The sequence below is a fragment of the Anaerococcus ihuae genome (assembly GCF_928368155.1).
Lineage (GTDB): Bacteria > Bacillota > Clostridia > Tissierellales > Peptoniphilaceae > Anaerococcus > Anaerococcus ihuae.
In genome coordinates, this window is the sequence record NZ_CAKMRU010000003.1 from 41,949 (window position 1) to 62,675 (window position 20,727).

Below are 20,727 nucleotides of genomic sequence, written 5' to 3' on the forward strand. Positions count from 1 at the left end.
ATTTTTTACAAAAATTTATTTACGTAATATCCTATAGGCTTTTTCAATTTGTTTTCAAAATATTTTTCGTATTCTTTTAATTTTTTTAATCTTTCTTCTTCAAAAGGAATTTTTTTGTATTTTTCTTTTAAAATTTCTTGCTTTTTTTCTATTCCTAGATAAGTATCAGTGATGGAATTATCTAGAACTTGGATTAGTTTATCATAATCATTATAAGAGTAAGACAAAAGTAAGTTTTTTATAGTATTTATATCTTTTTCTTCTAAATTAATTTCTCCAAGATATGAATTTATATCTTTAATAATAAAAGAGTGGCTTATGGCAATTCTTGCTGGGAAAAAATATGTTTCATTTCTTAAAATATGAAAAGATCTAAAATTATTTTCTAGTCCTACTTTTTTTTCTTTTTTTCCTATATCAAAAAGCGATCCACATGCAAAGGCTATGTCTTCATCTAGCCCTATTTCTTTTCCTATAATTTTTGCACTTTTTCCAATAGTTTTTGACCTTGTAACCCATGGACCCAAATTTTCATTATCTTCTATCAAATAATAATTTATTTTGTCTTTATTTGGGATATTTCCGTATTTTTCTTTATACATTTCTAAGTCCTAGCTTACCATAAGTGTAAATTTCTTCATTACCATCTACAAATTTATATATAATTTCATTTTCTTTTTCTGATTTTTGCCCAAAAACATATTTTTTGTTTCTTATTTCATTTTTGTAGACTATATTTATAAATTCTATATCTTGGTCTTTTACATTTGAAATTTCTGCCAACAAATCCATATAGGAAGCATTATTTACGTGATAATTTGAGTCTAGGTCTGTATTTCTTATTTGTATTTTTTCTAAATTTCCAAAATCCCCCTCATATTTATGGGATTTTTCCTTATAAATAGGGTCTTCTTTTTCATAAGCTTTTGCAATTTCTATTGGAATTTTTATTGGACGCATTTTTTTAAGGCCAAATAATAAAAATACACAATAGGCTTCGACTATAATTTCTCCATCTTTTTCGATAAAAAAATTTCTGTAGGCATAAAATTTATTCATATTTATTGCAAAAGTTGTGATTTTTATTTTATCTTTTGCTCTAATTGGTTTTTTAATTTTTATATCCCAAGAATATACTACCCACCTTTTATCTTCCATTATTTTTTTATCTTCTACCTCTTCTGCTTGGTCAAAAGATACTTCAAACATCAAGGACAAAAGATATTTATTTTTCAAATATCCCTCACTATTTGTAAGAAACCTTTCTACTTCAAATTCTTTGCTTTTTCTCATTTTATTCCTTTCTGTATAAATTTTTAATTATGGCAAATATCATGGTAAATCCTAGACCTAGGCTTGCAATTAAAATAGCTTTTAAAATATTTTTATCAAAATCTAAAAGGGCAAGACTTAAAAGTGAAAATCCTATAATAATTGAAAGTCCAAGAAAAACTAGGGCCTGACTTTTTTGATTTTCAATTTTTTCGTAGGATTTTCTTTCTTCTTCGCTTTTTTGATCGATAATCCTAAAATCTCCCCTGGCAAGTTGCCTTAAAATATTTAAACTTGTTTGTGGAAATTCTTTTACCAATGAATATGTGTCATAAATTTTTGGTCTTATCCTATCAAAAACCAAATCTGGACTAAAAATTTTAAATACCATTGATTTTGCAATTGGTAGGGCAAGTTCTAAGAAGGATTCCTTGTAAACTAATTTTTCGATTAGTCCTTCCAAAATAAGGACAGTTTTTCCAAAATTTGTAAGCTCTGATGGAATTTTTATGGAATAATCTACCAAAAGTGTATAAAAATCCCTAATCAAATCCGCAAGTTTCATTTGATTTAGGCTCATGACCATGTATTTATCTAAAAGTTTTTGAATTCTTTTTTCAAAATCTCCGATTTTTTTAGAATCAAATTCTAAAAGTCCCATGCCAATTATAGCGTCAGTTATAAGTTTTACTTCATTAAAACTTGCTCCCAAAAATATTTTCATTATTTGATAACGGTAATTTTCTGATAGATTTCCAACGATTCCAAAATCTAAAAGATAAATGTTTAAATTTTCGTCTACAAAAATATTCCCTGGATGGGGATCGGCGTGAAAATACCCATAGGTAAACATTTGATTTACATAGGCTCCTATGATTTTTTCTGCCAAATCTTTTCTAATATCTGACCTTTTTTCATAGACTGACCTGATGGATTTTCCTTCTATATATTCCATGGTCAAAACTTTTTTGCTTGAATATGAATCGTAGACATCTGGACAAAGTAGGTCTTTTTTTTGAACATTTAGTTTTCTATATTTTTTAATATTGTTTTTTTCAACTTCAAAGTCAATTTCTCTGTTTAAAGAAAGGGCAAATTCCTCAACAATTTCACCAAGATTAAAAGATTTTATTCCCTCAAGTTTTGTTTCAAGTTTCTTATAAAGATCTTTCATTATTTTCAGATCTTCTTTGACATTTTTGTCCAAATCTTTTCTTTGAACTTTTACAACAACTTTTCTCTCATATGATCCAACCTTGATTTTTGCCAAATGAGTTTGGGCTATTGAGCCTGATGCTAGAGGTTTTTTTTCAAATTCGTCAAAAACGTCATAAATATCCTTGGAAAATTCCCCATAAAAAACTTCCTTGATGTTTTCAAAATCTTCTTCTTTTACATCATCTTGAAGTTTTTCAAGCTCCATTATTATATTTTCTGAAAAAATATCCCTTCTTGTAGATAATAATTGCCCAAATTTTACAAAAACCGGACCCAAATCTTCAAATAAATTCCTTAATTTTTGACCAAATTTACTTTCAAGCTCAAGTATTTCTTTGGAATTTTCTCCCCTGTTTTTTAAAAGTCTTCTTATATCAAAAATTAAGTCTGGACTTAGAAATTTTTTTATTATTTCAAATTTTCTTTGTTTATATCCCATTTTTTAATCTCTATTTTCTATTTTTTCAAATTTAATCTTATTTTTCTTCAAAAGTTCAATCGCATAAGGATCGATCCTGTAATCATTCGAATAATAAATTTCCTTAATTCCTGCTTGAATCAAAGATTTTGTGCAATTTAGGCAAGGAAAATGAGTGACATAACAAATTGAATTTTTGACAGAAATTCCTTCCTTGGCACAATATAACAAAGCATTCATTTCTGCATGGATTGTCGCAATACAATGACCATCTCTCATAGTATGACCAACTTCATCACAATGAGGATTTCCCTTTATAGATCCGTTGTAGCCTGTTGAAATTATTCTATTTTCATTATTTACAAGAACACAACCAACATAAGCCCTGTCGCAAGTTCCCCTAAGAGCAACCATGTGGGCAAGTTTTATAAAATATTCATTCCAAGTTAGCCTATCTTTTGCCATAAATTTACTCCTTAAAATTTTTCTTTCTTCTATTTTACCAAATTTAAAGATTTAATCACAGAAAAAGGCTGAAGATTACTCCAGCCTTTTTACTACTATGTTTTAGATAGTAGGTTTATTAAACTTTTAATTTTAATTTGAACAAGATATTAAATATTTTTGTAAATACAAAAATCAAAATACCAAAAACTACAAAATTCATAATAGAAAATCCTTCAAAAATTGATGATTGGAAAATCGTTGTTCCAGTACTTGCAAAAAGTATGATTACCAAAATTTTCGCAAGATTTTCGATTGGTTTTAATAAAACCATCTTTCCAGAATTTTCTGTTTTTGTTTTTTCTATTAAAGAAAAAGATATAGAAAAAACTATTAAAGAAAATAATATTAATCCTATAACTGCAAATTTAGTAGTATCAAAATTTGTAAGTGGTCTTAGTATAACTCTTAAAATTGTATTTATAGGATTTCCATTATCGGTAATTTTTTCATTAATTAGATATGCAAAAGTTCTATTGTAATCTGAATATCCTAAAGTTATTTGTGATATATTTCCAGTTATTCCATCCAAAATATCCAAAAATCCAAAGGTCATTACAGTTAAACCAAAATGTCCCAAAATATTTCCAGCCATAAATCCTGCTGACAAAATCGCAAGATAGATTGCTGAAAGCATTCCAAAACCTTTGATGGTTTCTGGAATTTGCCTTGTTCCAGTTTTTAAAATTTCAAAATTTGAAGTTTTTAAAATCATATAATTTAAAGCTGAGGATAGAATCACAAATCCCAAAATAATCATAAAACCAAAACAAATTTTCATAAGAAAATCTTTTTTCTTTGTCCATGGATATGTTCTTGCAAATTCATAATAAGATGTAGCATGTTCCATTGAAGAGAATAAAACTCCCAAAACTATAGCTACAACTATGCCCATAACCGAAATATAAGAAAAATAGAAATTATTAGATTTTCCCTTGGCTTCTTGAGATAAATATTTGTATTGGTCCAAAGTTGAAATATATTCCCCATATTTTAAATGGAATTCTTCATATTTATCAATTTCATCAGGACTTGCCTTTTCATAATCAAATCCAATATTTTCTTCATATTTATATTTTTTTGCCATTTTTTCAAATATAATATCATTGTCTTGGAAAAACTTTTTGTCAATTTTCACATCTTTATCGTATTTTATTCCAGTTTTTGCCATTTTATTTAGGGTATTTGTTGTTTGAATTAAAGATCTATAACTTTCATCCAAGGATTTTGTTTGAAAAAGTCCAGAAAACAGAAGACTTACTGCAAGAACAAGAATTATCCAAAATCCATTTCTTCTGCTAAGAATCTTAATTTCTTTTTTAAAGTCTCTCATTATTTGCTCCTTCCTTTTTCCCAATAGAAATTATCCTCAATTTTTGATTCCAAAACATCAAATTGTACAATAGATTCATTTCTTTTTATATCATCAAGAATATTTTCTCTATTATCAATCAAAATTGTATAAACTCTTCCCAAATGAAATCTTAAAACAGATTTTTCAAGAATTTTTGGATCTAATTCATCCTTTACAACCACTTGCAACTTCACAAATTTTTCCTTATTTTGATACAGATTTGTAAGTTTTCCTTCCTTAGAAAGATAAAGAGTTTCATCAGCAACTTTTGCCAATTCCTCAAGCTCGTGGCTTGATGCAAGAACAGTTCTTCCTTCTTCTTTTAAATCCAAAATATAAGATAAAATAATCTCCTTATTCAAAACATCCATCCCATCAAGAATTTCATCTAAAAGAAGAATTTTTGCATTTGTAGAAATTGTTGCCAAAAGTCCAATTAAATTTTTATAACCCTTAGAAAAATTTCTCAAATTTCTTTTCAAATCAATATTATTTTTTTCAAGTTCTTTTATAGCAAATTTTTTGTTAAAATTCGGATAAATGACTTCATAATATTCAAGCATTTTTTCAACCGATATATAATCAAAATAATCAAACCTATCAGGCAAATAAACAATATTTTCCAATATGTGCCTATCCTCCACACAAGATTTTCCAAAAACATTAACCTTGCCTAAATCTTTTTGAAAAATATCAGCCATGACTTTTAATAGAGTAGTTTTGCCAGAACCATTTCTTCCAACCAAAGCATATATTTTTCCTTCCTCCAAAGAAAAATTTACATCTTCCAAAACCTTATTTTTCCCAAAAGATTTATAAAGGCTCATTACTTCCACAGCCATTAGAATCCTCCTTACTTTTTTCATAAATTTCTTTTATTTTTTCAAAATCAATTCCATAAAAAATACATTTCAAAAAAATATCATAGAGTTTTTTCTCAAGCCTCTCCTTTTTTACATCAATTTTTTCATCATCCAAACTTACAAAAGTTCCAAGACCTTTTTTAGTAAGCAAAATCCCATCTTCCTTTAATTTATTGTAGGCTTTTTGGACGGTTGATTGATTTATTAATAAAGTTTTTGATAAATCTCTTACAGAAGGCATCATATCTCCATCAAGCAAAACCCCTTGAGCAATCATTAATTTCGTTTGCTCAACAATTTGTTCGTTCAAAGGAATTTGAGATGAACTATTCAAATCAAACATAAAAACTCCTTTCTTTTTTCTGTGTGGTGTTCGGTGTATCTCCATACACTTCTTAATTTAATTATATATAGATTTTTTTCTTTGTCAAATATTTTAATTTTTTTTTAAATTTTTTAGAAATTTATAAAAATTAGCAAAAGAAAAAGACCTAGTTTCCTAGATCTTTCAAACTATCGACAAAATAAAAAAATGTCAACTTAGTACTAAAATGTAAGTAGAAAAAAACTTTCTACCTACACTTAGAACAGATAAATTGCCATTAATTTAGGTTTTTTATCCCAATTTATCTTAAGTAGTGAGCGGAAAATCTCGTGAGATTTCTCCATGCGTTCGTTTCACTCACACTAAAACTCGTTTGCTTTGCAAACTTATTCGTGATTTCTCACTTTGTTTTAGGGATTATTGTGCCAAATTAAGGCGCAATAATCTAGTCGAGGTGGTAAGTAGATTAATTTATATTTTAAATTAAAGTATTAGCTAAATTTATATTTTATCTACGCTCTTAATCTAGCATACATCTATATTTCAATTAATTTACATAATTAAAAAGTTTATACTTACATAAAATTATTTTACTATAATAAAAATTTAAAATAAAAATACCAGAATAAGGAAATGCTTACTCTGATATTTTTTAAATTTTATGATTCTATTTAGATTTAAAATATTTTTTATTTTTTATGTTTAGTAACAAAAAATCCAATTAAAGCTAGAGCTAATACCCCAATTACAGCACCAACTCCTTTGACTCCTGTATTAACGTTCAAAAGATTTTTTGGTTTTTGTATTTTATCTTCTGCTTTTCCTACAATTCTTGTCGGAGTATTTTTTGTTCCACTATTATTTTTATTGCTTGATTTATCTTTATCTTCTTCTTTACTTAAAACATATTTAAAAGTTCCATCTTTTTGTTCAATTAATTGATATGATTTCCAACTAGGATCTTTTTCCATTTCTTTTTTTGCAGCATCAATTGCTTCTTGTCTGGTTTTATAACTTTCATCTGAAGTTTTTTCATTATTATTATTAGAATTATCAATAGGTGTAACTACAGGATTACTTATAGTTCCACCATTATTTTCTGTAGAAGGATTTTTTTTGTCTTTATCTATATTAGAAGGTTTTTGATTGTCTTTATTATCTGTATTTGATGAAGGATTGCTAGATTCATTTACTTGTCCAGTTTTTGGTAAAGGTTTAGTTTTATTTTCTGTGTTTTTTGAATCTTTTTTATCGTCATTTGATGAAGTTTCAGTTGAAGGCGAATTAGTATTTTTTCCCTTAGAATCATCTTTTTTTGAATCTTTTTCATCTTCTTTATCAGTCGGGAATTTTAAGTAAACATCTTTTGATTTTGAATCAACCATTTTTCCATCTTCTGGCATTTCATCTTCTATGCTTGCCAATAATTCAGAATTAGGCTTATCAGTTCTTCTAAATTCAATCTTAAATTTTTTGCCTGTTTCATATTCAAAATCATCAAAATGATAAGATCCATTTTTATCTTTATTATATTCATCTATAAATTTATTATCTACGAATAGATAATTTTTGCCATTAGGTAACATTCTATCTTCTTTTTTTTGCTTATCTTTGAAAATCAAAGTCATTTTTCTTGTTTTTATAGGAGTATTTGGTATTATCTCAACATCCATTTCATGGCCATATTCAGCATCTGCAATAATATTAATTTCTCCGTTGGCATATGCTTTTCCATCTTTACCTTCTAAAATTTGAATTTTATGTTTTTCTCCTGGAATTAAATCAAGTCTAATCACACTTTTCTCAGTATCATAATTTTCGTTTAATTGGCTTGCAGCTAGATCATCAATTTTATAATAAGATCCTTTTTTTAACCAGTCCTTTACCCTTCTGTTTTTTACATACAAATTAATTTTACAATACACAGAATCTTTCTTTTGATTATCATTTTTTTCTACACTTGTTTCTTCTATACTTACATCTGATTTCATATCATTTTCATCACTTGCCATTGCAGGATTTATAATGCTAAGTGATAGGGCAAGTACTAATGAAGATGTAACAAAAGTTTTACTTTTAAATTTCATAAACTCCTCCTTTTTAAGACATTTATCTTATCCTAATAATATCAGGAATTTTTACAAAAGTCCATAATATATTGAAAATATACTTTTAAATTTAAATAAATTACAAACAAAGATTTTATTTATTAATCTTTCTATAATTTTAGTGATTTTTTAATAAATATTTATCAATAATTTTCAAATTAAAAAGACCTAGTTTCCTAGATCTTTACATTAAAGGAGCAAATGGTTTTACTATGAAGGCAATTATTTTTTTATATATTGGATAGGATTTTACATCTCTCATTTTTATTTCTTTTCCAATATCAAAAGTTATTTCAAAATCTTTTAAAATATCTTTTATTACAGGATGTTTGTGGATATAAACCCCACATTCAAAATTTAAATAAAGTGCCCTATAATCAACATTTACAGATCCGACAACTGCCTTTTTATCATCAGATACCCACGTTTTTGCGTGAATAAATCCTGGCAAATATTCGTAAATTTTCACTCCAGATTCTATTAATTTTTTGTAATGAGATTTTGCAAGCATGTAGGGAATTTTTTTATCTGGAATTGCCGGAAGAATTATTCTTACATCAACTCCCCTTTTTGCTGCAAAAGTAAGCGATTTTACCATCTCATTATCTATAATTAAATAAGGAGTCATAATATAGGCATAATCTTTTGCAGTATCTAAAATATGCATATATATATTTTTGAAAAATCTTTCTTTTCTTATCGGATTATCTCCAACTCCGATTATATATCCGTCAGATTTTTGTGGGTGGATCTTTAAATATCTTTTTAAATCTTCTTTTTCTTCACTATCCCACAATTGCAAAAACATAATTGTAAATGATTGGACTGCTGGCCCTTTTATTCTTATAAATGTATCTTTCCAATGACCAAACCTTTCCTTTACATTTATATACTCATCCGCTAGATTGACACCACCGGTATAAACTTCCTTTCCATCAACAATCAAAATTTTTCTATGATCCCTGTTGTTGTGATAGGTTGAAATAATCGGATAAATCGGTGAGAAAACTTTGCATTTTATTCCAAGATTTTCCATTTCTTCCGGGAAATTTTTAGGAAGATTCAAAATGGCATTTGTTCCATCATACATTAATCTTACTTCAACACCCTCACTTGCTTTTTTGGTAAGCTCTTCAAGTAGTGTTCCCCAAAAATATCCTTGATGAATAATAAAAAATTCAACAAAGATAAAATCTTTAGCACTTCTTATTGATTCAATCAAATCATTAACACAATCATCTCCAACCCTATAATATTTTGCATCATTATCTTTGCTTACAGGATATGAACCGTAATCATTTAAATATTTTACTAAATTATAAAATTCCTTATCCTTATTTTTAAGCTCATTTACCAAATTTTCGTCAATTGTATGCAAATAATTTGTTTCATCTTCGCTATCCATAATTGAACTTTCTTCGATTTTTTTACCAATATCAATTCTTGATAGGAGAAAAAACATAATCCCAAAGGTCGGAATAGCTGCAATCAAGAAAAACCAAGAAAGCTTTTCATAAGGATTGACATCCATTGACAAAATTACCAAAAGAGAAATTATAGCAATAATAGCAGATGACCCAAAAATAATAGAGGGATCAAGGGATAAGTGCTTTAAGATTTGTAAAAAAATAAAAATTTGAGCAAGCACCAAAAGAAAATACAAGCCTGCTCTACCAAAGATTACTTTCAATACGGATGATCTTGTTTTTTCAACAAATCTGTTCTCATTTAATATTTTTTTGATTTTTTCATTATATTTTTTCATGTTATTATTTTTAGTTTTCATAGTTTAATTATATCTAATTTCTCACCATTTTAACAGAGTAAAATTTATTTAATATGAAATATTATTTTTCTAGACAAAATCTCCATATTTGCTTATTTTAGCTAATATATTTATAATAGTTCTATAAGAATAGTTAAAAAACAATAGGTGATTATATGAAATCTTTTAAAAAAAATAAAAAAATATTACTGATTAATGACTTTTTATCAAGTGGAAATATTGGGGGAAGTCTTTGTAGAGATGTTTTGAATTTTTATTCTTTTGACATTGATTTTATACCTACAGCCTTAATTTCTAATAAATTTTCTCAAAAACCTATAGAAATTTTTGATTCAACTAAATTTTTAAAAAATAGCCTAGATGTTTACAAAAAACAAGATCGAATTTATGACGCAGTTTTTGTAGGATTTGTCCTAAATTTTGACCAAGCCAAAATAATTTGTGATTTTGTAAAAGAAAATAATCTTTTTATGGTGCTTGATCCAATTATGGGAGATAATGGAAAAATTTATAAGGGTCTTGATAAAAATATTGTAGAAATTTATAAGTACATGGCAAAATTTTCTGATATTATTATTCCAAACCTTACAGAGGCAAGATTTTTGACAGATAATAAGTTTGATACAGCCCATGAAATTGTAGATTATTATGAAAATCTTGGTAAAAAAATGATTATCACAAGTATTAAAGAAAATGACAGGTATTTTATTTTATCAAAGGATAAATCATACATAGAAGAAGAGTATAAATATTTGGATAAAAGTTTTGGTGGTAGTGGGGACTTGTTTGACTCTATTTTTTTGGTAAACTTTTTGAAAAATCAAGATTTTAGACTTGCAATTAAAAGTACAAGGGATATGATAGCTAGTATTCTCAATATGCAAATAATCCTTGATGATAACGCAAATGAAATTAATATTAACGAAATTTTTAAAAAATTATAGAAAGTAAGGTGGTTTTTTGATAAAAAATAAATATCGGAAAAGGGCCCTACAAATAGCTTGGCCATCTGTCTTGGAATCATTTTTTATTTCCTTGGCAGGACTCATTGATACCTTCATGGTTTCATCAATCGGTGCATCAGCAGTTGCTGCAATTGGACTTACAACCCAGCCAAAATTTATCGCCCTTTCAATTTTTATTGCAATTGCAGTTTCAGTTTCTGCCCTAGTTGCAAGAAGAAAAGGTGAAGATGATAAAAAAACGGCAAATCAAACTATGGTTACAGCCATGATTGTAGCAGTGTCTTTGTGTATAATAGTTTCTGCAATTTTTGTAATTTTTACTCCACAAATAATGAGACTTTCAGGCTCAAGTCCAGATACTCATGATTTGGGAGTTTCATATTTTAAAATTATTATGGCAGGAATGATTTTTAATGTAATTTCAATGACTATTAATGCTGGTCAAAGAGGAAGTGGAAATACACAAATTGCCTTTACAACTAATTTAATTTCTACTATAGTAAATATCTTATTTAACTATTTACTAATCGGTGGTAATCTTGGTTTTCCAAAATTGGGAGTAACAGGAGCAGCTATAGCCACAGTTTTGGGAGCTTTTGTTGCTGCTATAATGAGTTTTTCTTCATTATTTAGAAGATCATCCTACATGTCCTTTAGGCTAATAAAAAAACATAAACTACATTTTTCAAGTCATATTTTCAAGGAAATTTTGGGACTTGGTTCAAATATTTTTATTGAAAATATAGCAGCAAGGATAGGATTTTTGGTTACAGCAATTACAGCAGCAAAACTTGGTACAGACCAATTTGCAGCCCACAATGTTGGTATGAATTTGCTTTCACTTTCATTTTCTTTTGGAGATGGTATGCAAGTTGCAGCAGTAGCCCTTACAGGAAATGCCCTTGGTGCAAGAAAAAAAGAAGAGGCAATAAAATATGGGAAAACTTGCCAAGAAATTGGCCTTTCAATATCAATAATAATATCACTAATTTTGGTATTATTTAGAAAAAATATTTTTAGAATGTTCTTTGATGATGAACATATTATTGCTATGGGATCAATAATAACTTTTTATTTGATTTTTATAGTAATTTTCCAAATATCTCAAATTATATTCGGCGGAGCCTTGAGAGCTGCAGGAGATGTAAAATATACACTTGCTGTAAGTTTAATTTCAATTACTTTTATAAGATCAGCTGCCACCCTATTTTTTGTAAATGTCCTACATTTAGGAATCCAAGGAATTTGGCTTGGTATTATGGCTGACCAAATATCTAGATTTATTGGTTTGTGGACAAGATTTAGAAAAGGTGATTGGGTTAATATAGAAATTTAATTAAATATATCTTTAATTATATATTATGAATGAAAAATATTTTTCACATAAATATTTGAATTTTTCTTCAAATCTGGTATATTATACTTACTATCGGTAATGATAGTAAGTATATTTTTTTAAACAGGGGGATTAAACAATGAAAATTAAAAAAGTATTACCAGTATTAGCACTATCACTTGCATTAGTAGGATGTGGAAATAAAGCTGAAACAACATCAAACGCTTCAAGCGAACCAGCTTCAACAACTACAACAGAAAAATCTGATTCAAACGCTAGTACAATGGATTCAAACGAAGCAAGCACACCATCATCAAATGATGCTAGTACACCTGCTTCAGACGCTGGATCAAATAACTAATTTGTAATTTGAAAATAAAAAGAGAGCAAGAAATCTTGCTCTCTTTTTGTTTAAATTTTTTGAAAATATAAAAATAATCAAATTTTAAAAATATAAAAAATCAAAAAAATCATCCTCAAAATATTGGGATGATTTTTTGAATTAATCTATAATTAATTTTTTATTTGCAGTCTAACTGTAGATGTTAAAACATCTGAATAGCTATATGATACAGTTCTTTCTGTATCAAAATCATTATTTACCTTTATTGTAAATACACTTGGGAAAGCGTCTAAAATTACACCGCTTTTGGTAACAATTCTTTTTCTGCCCTTATCAGCTTTTAAAGTAACTTCTTTTCCTACGTTTCTTTTAACTTCTGACCTTATTTCATTAACTGATTTAAATTCCATATATCCACCTTCCATGCATTTGTATTTATTATACTACAGGATTGTGGATAAGTCAAATTAGCATAATATTATACGCTAGATTAAATTTCTTGTCAAATATTTTTATAAAAAGCTCTGTAAGCTGTAAATGTTGAGTAAAAATCAGCTTTTGAAATTAATTCTATTGGTGCATGCATAGAAATTACCGGTGTTCCACAGTCAACTACATCCATTCCATATTCTGCAAGAATATAGGCAATTGTTCCTCCACCACCTTGGTCAACTTTTCCAAGCTCTCCTGTTTGGAAAATTACGCCGTCCTTATCAAAGGCAAGTCTAACTTTAGATAAATATTCTGCATCTGCATCGTTTGATCCGCCTTTTCCACCGGAACCTGTATATTTTGTAAGGGCAACTCCGTGGGAAATTTGAGCTGAGTTTTGACTTTCTGTTGCATCTTTAAAGTTTGGATCTTCTGCCAAGGTTACGTCAGCTGATAAAACTTTAGAATTTCTCAAAGCTCTTTTAAATTTAATTAAATTAAATTCTTCTTTTAAATTCATAATTTCTAAAAGTGAATTTTCAAAAAATTGTGAAGTCATTCCTGTTGCTCCAACTGAACCAATTTCTTCCTTGTCGACAAAAAGTCCCACCAAAGTTTTCTTTGTTTCTTTTATATCAAGTAGAGCCCTCAAAGCTGCGTATGAGCAAACCCTATCGTCATGGCCGTGGGAGGCTATCATTGATCTATCAAAACCAACTTCTCTTGCTTTTCCTGCTGGAACTACTTCAAGTTCTGCTGTTATAAAATCTTTTTCTTCGATTCCGTATTTTTCATTTAAAATTTTCAAAATATTTTTCTTCACTGGATTTTCTTTTTCATCCAAAAGTGGTCTATTTCCTACAATTATTGATAGTTGTTCACCTGTTACAACTTCCTCAGCAGGCTTGGTCAATAATTTTTTGGAAAGGTGGATTAAAAGTTCTGATATAAAAAATACTGGCTCATCTTCCTTATCCCCAATTGAAATATCTACTTTTTCTCCATTTTTTGTAAAAACTACTCCGTGAAGGGCAAGGGGCATATTTGTCCAATTATATTTTTTTACTCCTCCATAATAATGAGTTTTTAAATAAGCAAGGCCGTTTTCTTCTGTAAGGGGAACTGGTTTTAAATCAAGTCTTGGTGAATCGATATGACCTCCTACTATAGCAAGTCCATCTGATAAATCTTCACTTCCTATGTGAAACATTGCTACGGCTTTATTTTTATTTACTGCGTAAATTTTATCACCAGGATTTATTTTTCCAGCCTTGATTTTTTCTTCAAGGTCAACATAACCTGCTTTTTTTGCCAAATTTACAATTTCTTTTGCAGCAAGTCTTTCAGTTTTTCCCTTGTCCAAAAAATCCATATAATCTTTTGAAAGATTTTCTAATTCTTTTTCTTGGTCTTGTGATAAATTTTCCCAGACATTTTTTCTCTTGTACTCTGTCATTTTTTCTCCTAAATTAATTTCCATATATTTTTTGCATATTCAAGTGGATTTTCTATTTCTAGTCCCTCTATGAGTTTTGCTTGGTCAAATAAAATATTTACTATCATTTTAAATTCATCAGAATTTTCTTTCAAATCTTTTTCTAATAATTCATAGGCCTTGGAATTTTTATTTATTTCCAAAACTTTTTGAGCTTTTAAATCTGGGGCATTTACTTGAGATTTTAAAGTTTTTTCCATCTCGATTGAAACATCTCCCCTTTGTTTTATCATTGAAATTACATCTTCTGATAAACCATCTGAAATTTTTACATCAACTACTTCTTCTGGTAAAATTTCCTTTATTTTTTCAATCAAGTCTTTGTTTTCTTCGTTTTCATCTTCATCTTCATCAACTTGATTTATTGATTTAAAAGGAATTTCCTTGTAAGAATTTAGCATTTTTATCAAAAATTCATCTAATTTCTCATCAAGTAAGAGCACATCTCTGTCTTTGTCTACTGATTTTAAGGCTGGAGAATTTTTGATTTTTTCTAAATTTTCACCAACTGTATATAGGATATTTTCATCTGTTGATTTCATATCTTCCTTGTATTCATTTAATGAAATCATCTTATCTTTCCTATAGGAATTAAACAATAATAAATCTTCTAGCCTATCTTTTTTTGCTCCAAAAGATTCATAAATAGAAACTTTCAAATTATTCCCAAATTCCTTGAAAAATATTTGGTATTTTTCCCTATCGTTTTTCATCAAATCCATTAAGTGAGATTTTATTTTGTTGTTTATTTGTTTTGCAATAAATCTTAGTTCTCTTGTTTCTTGGAGTGTTTCTCTTGAAATATTTAAGGAAATATCATCACTTTCAACAACTCCCTTGGCAAAAGAAAATTCATCTTCAAGTAAGTCTTCGTGTCTGTCCTTTATTTTTACTCCTGATGAATAAAGTTGTAGGCCTTTTTGGTAATCTTTTGAATAAAAATCAAAAGGAGCTTTTCTTGGAATATAAATTATTGCCTTAAACTCAACAGTTCCTTCTATATTTAAATGAATCCATGATAAAGGATCGTCAAATCCAAAGCCTTGGTCTTTGTAGAAATTTATATAATCCTCATCGGTCAAATCTTTTTTAGATTTTTTCCAAATTGGAATTTCAGAATTTAAAACTTCTACTTCCTTGTAATCTTCATATTTTGGATCTTCGTCTGTTGAATCTTCTGTTTTTCTTGACTTTGTTACTTCCATTTTTATTGGATATCTGATGTAATTTGAATATTTTCTTACAAGTTCTTTGATTTTATATTGGTCAAGATAAATATCATAGTTTTCATCTTCTGTATTTTCTTTTAAAAATAAGGTAATATCTGTTCCATTTTCTTTTTTGTCGGATTTTTCGATTTCATAGCTTTCGGCGTTTTCACTTTCCCATTTATAAGCTTGGTCATCTTTTTTGGTATTTACAATAATTTTTTTGCTTACCATAAAGGCTGAGTAAAATCCAACCCCAAATTGTCCTATTAGATTATTTAAATCTTCACTTTCAATTTCTTTTTTGAAAATTTCTGTACCAGATTTTGCAATTGTTCCAAGATTTTCTTCCAAATCTTTTTCATCCATTCCAATTCCTGTATCTCTTATTGTTAAAGATCTTTCGTCCTTGTTTGGAATTATTTCAATATAATAATCTTTTTTGTCTACGTTTTTATCTGATTTTAAATCTTCATAATATAATTTATCAATGGCATCTGAGCCGTTTGATATTAATTCTCTAAGAAAAATATCCTTATTTGTATAGATTGAATTTATCATCAAATCCATAACTTTTTTGGCTTCTGCCTTAAATTCTTTTTTCATAAATCCTCCTTAGCACTTTAAGTCTTTGACTGCTAATACTATACTTAATCTTTGGTTTTTTTCAATTTTCATCATCTTTCACAAGGGCAAAAATTTGAGCTTGGATTTTAATTTGTTCTTTTTTTATTTTTTCTATTTCTCTCTTTTGAATTCTTGAAATAAATATTATTTGAATCAAATTTGAAAGGATAAAAACAAGAACAAAAATCAAAATTTTTGTATCGTTTTGAATCTTCATTATAGATCCAATAAATAAAAATACAAAAGATATTAAAATAGATCTTGTGAAAAATTTTAAAAAAGAATTTTTATTTTTGATTTTTTCCAAATTTTTATCAAGATTTTCTAAATTTTTTCTTAGATTTATAATTTTTTCATAATTTTTTTCATTCATTTTATCACCAAAATAATTGTACCCCAATTCCTAGTATTTTACTTTGATTTTTATCCTACTTATAGTAAAATAATTTTTAGACATAGAGGAGGGTTTTTATGGCTTTAGAAGATAGAAAAAAAGAAAAAGTAGAAATAACACATGATATGTTAATCGGTGATATAATTCAAGCAAAACCAGAATCAATCAATACTTTCCTTTCAATCGGAATGGGATGTATTGCTTGTCCTTCATCTTTATATGAAACTTTAGATGAAGCTTGTATGGTTCACGGAATTGATCCTGATTTCTTGCTTGAAAAATTAAATAAATAAAAAAAAGACTTTTGCATATTTTTTTGCAAAAGTCTTTTTTTCATCTCAAAATTATTTCTCAAAATATTTTTCCCATTTATTGTCATAGGTCCAAGAATAATTTCCTCTTTTTTCTGTATCTTTGTACTTATCAAAATCATCCAAAATTTTCTTAAAAGTTTTACTCATTATAATAAGTGCAAGAATATTTGGGATAACCATTAAAGCATTTGCTGTGTCTGCAAATGACCAAGCAAATTTCAAGCCACCAATTGATCCTACATAGCAAAAAATTATATAAATATATTTGAAAATATTTGCAAGCTTACTTGATCCTGTCAAATATTTTACACATCTTTGTCCGTAATAGCACCAAGAAACCGCAGTTGTAAAGGCAAATAAAATAAGGGCAAGAGAAACTACATATTTTCCAATAAAAAGTGATTTTGAAAAAGACGCTGCCGTTAAAGCTGCTCCCTCAAGTCCTTTATTTTCATACATTCCACTTGTAATAATTACAAGAGCAGTCATGGTACAAATTATCATTGAAGAAATAAAAACTTCAATAGCTCCCCACATTCCCTGTCTAATAGGATGGTCAGTGTGACTTGTTGCATGAGCCATGGGTGCAGTTCCAAGCCCTGCTTCATTTGAAAAAATTCCCCTAGCAAGTCCCCACCTTATTGAAATTAAAATTCCAGAACCTGCTGCTCCACTTGTAAAAGATTTTGGTTTAAAAGCACAAATAATAATTTCTTTAAAGGCTGGAATCAAATTTTCAATTTGAAAAATAAGAATTAAAATGCAGCCGATTATATAAAAAACTGACATTATTGGAACAATTTTTGATGCAAAAGCACCAATTCTTTTTATTCCACCAACAATAACTAAAAGCATGAAAATTACAATCAAAATTCCACCTATATGAAGATTTAAACCAGTCATAGCGTTTAAAGATTCAGAAATAGAATTTGATTGGACCAAGGCTCCTGTTCCAATTATTGCTATAAAGGCAAAAAATGAAAATATTTTTGCCAAATTTTTTGAACCTGTACCTTTTTCAATATAATACATGGGTCCACCAATATATTTTCCATCATCATCCGAAACCCTACTTGCAACAGCCATACTAACCTCAACCATTTTTGTTGTCATGCAAATAAAACTTGCAATCCACATCCAAAAAATTGCACCAGGCCCACCAAAGCCAATAGCTGTTGCAACTCCTACAATATTTCCAGCCCCAATAGTTCCAGCAAGTGCAGTCGAAACTGCCTCAAAAGGAGAAATAGAATTTTCATCTGATTTTGAATCCTTAACAAGTCTTCCAAAAGTATTTTTGAAAATATAAGAAAAATTCTTAAAAACCCAAAAATCAGACCTATAAATTAAAACAATCCCTCCAAAAAGCAAAACGACAATCATGGGATATCCCCACAAAAAGTCGCTCAGCTTAGAATTTAATTTTATAATTTCATCCATAGGACAAACCTTCTTTCTAATTAATATAAGTTTATTCTTATTATTATAAACTAATTTTTGAAAAATAAAATAATAATTTATAATTTTTTATTAGAAAAAATATACAAATAACTAAGAATTAGTCTTATGCCTAAATATGTAAAAATTTTAAAAGAAACTTAATTTAATAATTTTCAAACAAAAACCATTCACTCCAAATAAAAGCAAATGGTTCCTTTAATGTTTTTTAACTAAAATCGGCTTATTAATTTTTTTAAAACATCCTATTAAAGTCAATGTAGGCTCCCATAAAAACAAAATCTCTTGCATTTTCCTTTAAAAAATCCAAAAGAATTTTAATTCTTTTCTCATTAACAGAGCCTTGAAAATCAAAATAAAAAACAAATTCAAAATCAGACCCCGGTATTGGAGATGATTCAAGTTTGGTCATATTTACACCCAAAATTTTAAATTTTTCAACGATATTTATAAGAGAGCCCGGTTTATCAAGAGCTTTTAATCTTAAAGAAATTTTATCAGAATTTTTATAAATTTTTAAGTCCTTGGATACAATAATAAATCTCGTATAATTATTTGATTCATTTTGGATATTTTCATCAAGAATTTTAAGATTATAAATTTCTCCTGCAAATTTTGATCCAATCGCCCCAAGACTCTTGTCCTTTTTTTCTTTAATAAATTTTGCAGAAAGAGCAGTGTTATAATAATCTTTCGTAATAAAACCATGCCTTTCAATATATTTTCCGCACTGACCCAAGGCTTGAGGGTGAGAGTAAACTTCTTTTATATCGGATAAATTTGAATCCTTATTTCCAAGAAGATAATGGTTAATATCAAGCTTATAATTTCCAAGAATATAAAAATTTCTTTCAAGCATTAAATTATAAACTTCCTTTACAGAACCAAAGGAAGAATTTTCCAAAGGTAAAATCCCAAAATCACATTCATTTTTATCAATTGCATCTAAAATTTGGTCAAATCTTTTAAAATATTTCATTTCTCCTTTTGGAAAAATAATATTTCCAACTTGGTCCGCGTAAGATCCCCTACTTCCTCCAAGAGCAATTTTCCCTCCTTTTGGAAAATCTTTATTTATAATTCTATTTTGCAAAATTTTAGAAAATTCACCATCATCAAGTCCCATCAAATAAGATTTGTATTTTTCCTTTAATATTTTATCAATTTTTTCCAGATCTTCTATCCTATAATTTTCTTTTTCTAAATCTTTAATAATTTTTTTAATATTTTCATTCATTTAAAAAGTCCAATACTGTTAAAGCGAGGATTGATTCTCCAATTGGAGTCGTTCTTAGGCAAAAACAAGGATCGTGGCGGCCCTTTATTTGTAAAATTTTTTCTTTTTTCTCTTTTATAGAAAATGATTTTTGAGAAATAGAAATTGATGGGGTAGGTTTAAAAATTAAATCAAAAACTACAGGCATACCATTTGTAATTCCTCCAACAACTCCACCAGCATTATTAGTAATAGTCCTTATATTTCCATCTTTAATTTCAAATTGGTCGTTGTGGGCTGATCCTCTCATCTTAAATGAAGAAAGTCCCTCCCCAAAAGAAATTGCCCTAAGTCCTGGAATTCCAAAAGAAAGATGGGAAATATTAGCCTCAAAAGAATCAAAAATCGGTTCTCCCAACCCCTCTGGAATATTTTCTCCAAAAACTTGGCAAATTCCCCCAAGAGAATCTCCTTCACCTTCTGCTTCATCCAATAGCTTTCTTATTTCTTCTTCAATTTTTTCATCCAAAACAGGAATTTCTTTTCGAGAAATTTTTTCTAAATCAACCATGGGAGGATTTGCCAAATCAATTTTTATATCTTCTATCCCACCAATATTTTTAATTCTTGATGAAATTTTTATATTTTTTTCTTCTAGAATTTGTTTTGCAATGCCTCCAGCAAGGCAAAACGGTGCGGTTAATCTTCCAGAAAATGGTCCTCCCCCATTCATATCGATTTCGCTACCGTATTTTATAAAACTAGTGTAGTCTGCATGAGATGGCCTTGGAATATCATTTAAATTTTTGTAATCTTTGGATTTGAAATCTTCATTTTTTATTAGGGCACATATTGTTTTTGAAATTATTTTATTTTCCTTTACTCCAGAAATAAAAATTACCTTGTCGGCTTCTTTTCTTTTTGTTGTAAATTTTGACTTACCTGGAGCCCTTCTTTGCATAAAGCTATCAAGTTTTTGCCTATCAATTTCAAAACCAATTTTTACATTATCCATCACCACCCCCATATATTCTTGGTGGCTTGATCCAAATATAGTAACTTTTAAATTTTTTCCAAAGCTTTGGCTCATT

General features: G+C 28.1%; 20 protein-coding genes. 4 read left to right on the forward strand and 16 right to left on the reverse strand.

The genetic code is table 11. The annotated features are described in order from the left end of the window. Positions 1 to 5: 5 nt before the first annotated feature. The 9 genes from L6653_RS07455 to cls all read right to left on the reverse strand — a co-directional run bounded on the left by L6653_RS07455 (position 6) and on the right by cls (position 9,848). Complete coding sequence (locus tag L6653_RS07455; RefSeq protein WP_236786371.1) at positions 6 to 602, reverse strand: phosphohydrolase; 597 nt, start codon at positions 600 to 602, stop codon at positions 6 to 8. Then, a complete protein-coding gene (locus L6653_RS07460; RefSeq protein WP_236786372.1) occupies positions 595 to 1,293 on the reverse strand; it encodes an acyl-[acyl-carrier-protein] thioesterase in 699 nt (232 codons plus the stop codon). The genes L6653_RS07455 and L6653_RS07460 overlap by 8 nt, the downstream gene beginning before the upstream one ends. A 1-nt stretch (position 1,294) precedes the next feature. After that, positions 1,295 to 2,929: an ABC1 kinase family protein gene (locus L6653_RS07465; RefSeq protein WP_236786374.1), complete on the reverse strand. Its 1,635-nt coding sequence runs from the start codon at positions 2,927 to 2,929 to the stop codon at positions 1,295 to 1,297. A gap of 3 nt (positions 2,930 to 2,932) precedes the next feature. After that, positions 2,933 to 3,373 (reverse strand): deoxycytidylate deaminase, encoded by a 441-nt coding sequence (locus L6653_RS07470; RefSeq protein ID WP_236786376.1) that lies wholly within the window; start codon positions 3,371 to 3,373, stop codon positions 2,933 to 2,935. A gap of 118 nt (positions 3,374 to 3,491) precedes the next feature. Then, a complete protein-coding gene (locus L6653_RS07475) occupies positions 3,492 to 4,745 on the reverse strand; it encodes a hypothetical protein (protein WP_236786378.1) in 1,254 nt (417 codons plus the stop codon). Then, entirely contained in the window at positions 4,745 to 5,608 is an 864-nt protein-coding gene (locus tag L6653_RS07480) for an ATP-binding cassette domain-containing protein (RefSeq protein WP_236786380.1), read from the reverse strand. The genes L6653_RS07475 and L6653_RS07480 overlap by 1 nt, the downstream gene beginning before the upstream one ends. Beyond that, complete coding sequence (locus tag L6653_RS07485; RefSeq protein ID WP_236786382.1) at positions 5,580 to 5,972, reverse strand: GntR family transcriptional regulator; 393 nt, start codon at positions 5,970 to 5,972, stop codon at positions 5,580 to 5,582. Before L6653_RS07485 ends, L6653_RS07480 begins: the two co-directional genes overlap by 29 nt. Before the next feature lie 671 nt (positions 5,973 to 6,643). Then, complete coding sequence (locus tag L6653_RS07490; RefSeq protein ID WP_236786384.1) at positions 6,644 to 8,041, reverse strand: DUF5633 domain-containing protein; 1,398 nt, start codon at positions 8,039 to 8,041, stop codon at positions 6,644 to 6,646. A gap of 205 nt (positions 8,042 to 8,246) precedes the next feature. Beyond that, positions 8,247 to 9,848: a cardiolipin synthase gene (gene cls / locus L6653_RS07495; RefSeq protein WP_236786386.1), complete on the reverse strand. Its 1,602-nt coding sequence runs from the start codon at positions 9,846 to 9,848 to the stop codon at positions 8,247 to 8,249. Positions 9,849 to 10,003: 155 nt separating this feature from the next. Here cls and L6653_RS07500 point away from each other — a divergent pair, with 155 nt between their 5' ends. From L6653_RS07500 to L6653_RS07510, 3 genes are all read left to right on the forward strand, one after another. After that, the gene (locus L6653_RS07500) at positions 10,004 to 10,792 is read left to right on the forward strand and encodes a bifunctional hydroxymethylpyrimidine kinase/phosphomethylpyrimidine kinase (protein ID WP_236786388.1); all 789 of its coding nucleotides are present in this window, start codon (positions 10,004 to 10,006) and stop codon (positions 10,790 to 10,792) included. Positions 10,793 to 10,808: 16 nt separating this feature from the next. Continuing rightward, a complete protein-coding gene (locus L6653_RS07505) occupies positions 10,809 to 12,149 on the forward strand; it encodes an MATE family efflux transporter (protein WP_236786390.1) in 1,341 nt (446 codons plus the stop codon). A gap of 139 nt (positions 12,150 to 12,288) precedes the next feature. After that, positions 12,289 to 12,510 (forward strand): hypothetical protein, encoded by a 222-nt coding sequence (locus tag L6653_RS07510; protein ID WP_058989833.1) that lies wholly within the window; start codon positions 12,289 to 12,291, stop codon positions 12,508 to 12,510. 152 nt (positions 12,511 to 12,662) lie between these two features. Here L6653_RS07510 and L6653_RS07515 read toward each other — a convergent pair whose 3' ends face one another. The 4 genes from L6653_RS07515 to L6653_RS07530 all read right to left on the reverse strand — a co-directional run bounded on the left by L6653_RS07515 (position 12,663) and on the right by L6653_RS07530 (position 16,627). Then, positions 12,663 to 12,902: a Veg family protein gene (locus L6653_RS07515; protein WP_058989832.1), complete on the reverse strand. Its 240-nt coding sequence runs from the start codon at positions 12,900 to 12,902 to the stop codon at positions 12,663 to 12,665. A 92-nt stretch (positions 12,903 to 12,994) separates the two neighbouring features. After that, entirely contained in the window at positions 12,995 to 14,380 is a 1,386-nt protein-coding gene (locus tag L6653_RS07520) for an aminopeptidase (RefSeq protein ID WP_236786392.1), read from the reverse strand. An 8-nt stretch (positions 14,381 to 14,388) separates the two neighbouring features. After that, positions 14,389 to 16,233 (reverse strand): molecular chaperone HtpG, encoded by a 1,845-nt coding sequence (gene htpG, locus L6653_RS07525; RefSeq protein ID WP_236786394.1) that lies wholly within the window; start codon positions 16,231 to 16,233, stop codon positions 14,389 to 14,391. A 61-nt stretch (positions 16,234 to 16,294) separates the two neighbouring features. Further along, positions 16,295 to 16,627, reverse strand: coding sequence for a hypothetical protein (locus L6653_RS07530; RefSeq protein ID WP_236786396.1), 333 nt, complete (start codon positions 16,625 to 16,627; stop codon positions 16,295 to 16,297). Between the two features lie 98 nt (positions 16,628 to 16,725). On the opposite strand from L6653_RS07530, the gene L6653_RS07535 reads away from it, so the two are divergent. After that, positions 16,726 to 16,941 (forward strand): DUF1858 domain-containing protein, encoded by a 216-nt coding sequence (locus L6653_RS07535; protein ID WP_004838081.1) that lies wholly within the window; start codon positions 16,726 to 16,728, stop codon positions 16,939 to 16,941. Positions 16,942 to 16,992: 51 nt separating this feature from the next. Here the strand turns inward: L6653_RS07535 and L6653_RS07540 are convergent, their stop codons facing one another. From L6653_RS07540 to aroC, 3 genes are all read right to left on the reverse strand, one after another. After that, positions 16,993 to 18,402 carry an alanine/glycine:cation symporter family protein gene (locus tag L6653_RS07540; protein WP_236786398.1) on the reverse strand — a complete coding sequence of 470 codons (1,410 nt, stop codon included), beginning with the start codon at positions 18,400 to 18,402 and terminating at the stop codon, positions 16,993 to 16,995. A gap of 253 nt (positions 18,403 to 18,655) precedes the next feature. After that, positions 18,656 to 19,657, reverse strand: a complete 1,002-nt coding sequence (locus L6653_RS07545) for a prephenate dehydratase (RefSeq protein ID WP_236786400.1) — start codon at positions 19,655 to 19,657, stop codon at positions 18,656 to 18,658. Beyond that, positions 19,650 to 20,726, reverse strand: coding sequence for a chorismate synthase (gene aroC, locus L6653_RS07550; protein ID WP_236786402.1), 1,077 nt, complete (start codon positions 20,724 to 20,726; stop codon positions 19,650 to 19,652). The genes L6653_RS07545 and aroC overlap by 8 nt, the downstream gene beginning before the upstream one ends. Between the last annotated feature and the right edge of the window lies 1 nt (position 20,727).

Coding starts and splice junctions, on each gene's coding strand:
- L6653_RS07455 (WP_236786371.1), bottom strand. CDS start 602: ATGTATAAAGAAAAATACGGAAATATCCCAAATAAAGACAAAATAAAT.
- L6653_RS07460 (WP_236786372.1), bottom strand. CDS start 1,293: ATGAGAAAAAGCAAAGAATTTGAAGTAGAAAGGTTTCTTACAAATAGT.
- L6653_RS07465 (WP_236786374.1), bottom strand. CDS start 2,929: ATGGGATATAAACAAAGAAAATTTGAAATAATAAAAAAATTTCTAAGT.
- L6653_RS07470 (WP_236786376.1), bottom strand. CDS start 3,373: ATGGCAAAAGATAGGCTAACTTGGAATGAATATTTTATAAAACTTGCC.
- L6653_RS07475 (WP_236786378.1), bottom strand. CDS start 4,745: ATGAGAGACTTTAAAAAAGAAATTAAGATTCTTAGCAGAAGAAATGGA.
- L6653_RS07480 (WP_236786380.1), bottom strand. CDS start 5,608: ATGGCTGTGGAAGTAATGAGCCTTTATAAATCTTTTGGGAAAAATAAG.
- L6653_RS07485 (WP_236786382.1), bottom strand. CDS start 5,972: ATGTTTGATTTGAATAGTTCATCTCAAATTCCTTTGAACGAACAAATT.
- L6653_RS07490 (WP_236786384.1), bottom strand. CDS start 8,041: ATGAAATTTAAAAGTAAAACTTTTGTTACATCTTCATTAGTACTTGCC.
- cls (WP_236786386.1), bottom strand. CDS start 9,848: ATGAAAACTAAAAATAATAACATGAAAAAATATAATGAAAAAATCAAA.
- L6653_RS07500 (WP_236786388.1), top strand. CDS start 10,004: ATGAAATCTTTTAAAAAAAATAAAAAAATATTACTGATTAATGACTTT.
- L6653_RS07510 (WP_058989833.1), top strand. CDS start 12,289: ATGAAAATTAAAAAAGTATTACCAGTATTAGCACTATCACTTGCATTA.
- L6653_RS07515 (WP_058989832.1), bottom strand. CDS start 12,902: ATGGAATTTAAATCAGTTAATGAAATAAGGTCAGAAGTTAAAAGAAAC.
- L6653_RS07520 (WP_236786392.1), bottom strand. CDS start 14,380: ATGACAGAGTACAAGAGAAAAAATGTCTGGGAAAATTTATCACAAGAC.
- htpG (WP_236786394.1), bottom strand. CDS start 16,233: ATGAAAAAAGAATTTAAGGCAGAAGCCAAAAAAGTTATGGATTTGATG.
- L6653_RS07530 (WP_236786396.1), bottom strand. CDS start 16,627: ATGAATGAAAAAAATTATGAAAAAATTATAAATCTAAGAAAAAATTTA.
- L6653_RS07535 (WP_004838081.1), top strand. CDS start 16,726: ATGGCTTTAGAAGATAGAAAAAAAGAAAAAGTAGAAATAACACATGAT.
- L6653_RS07540 (WP_236786398.1), bottom strand. CDS start 18,402: ATGGATGAAATTATAAAATTAAATTCTAAGCTGAGCGACTTTTTGTGG.
- L6653_RS07545 (WP_236786400.1), bottom strand. CDS start 19,657: ATGAATGAAAATATTAAAAAAATTATTAAAGATTTAGAAAAAGAAAAT.
- aroC (WP_236786402.1), bottom strand. CDS start 20,726: ATGAGCCAAAGCTTTGGAAAAAATTTAAAAGTTACTATATTTGGATCA.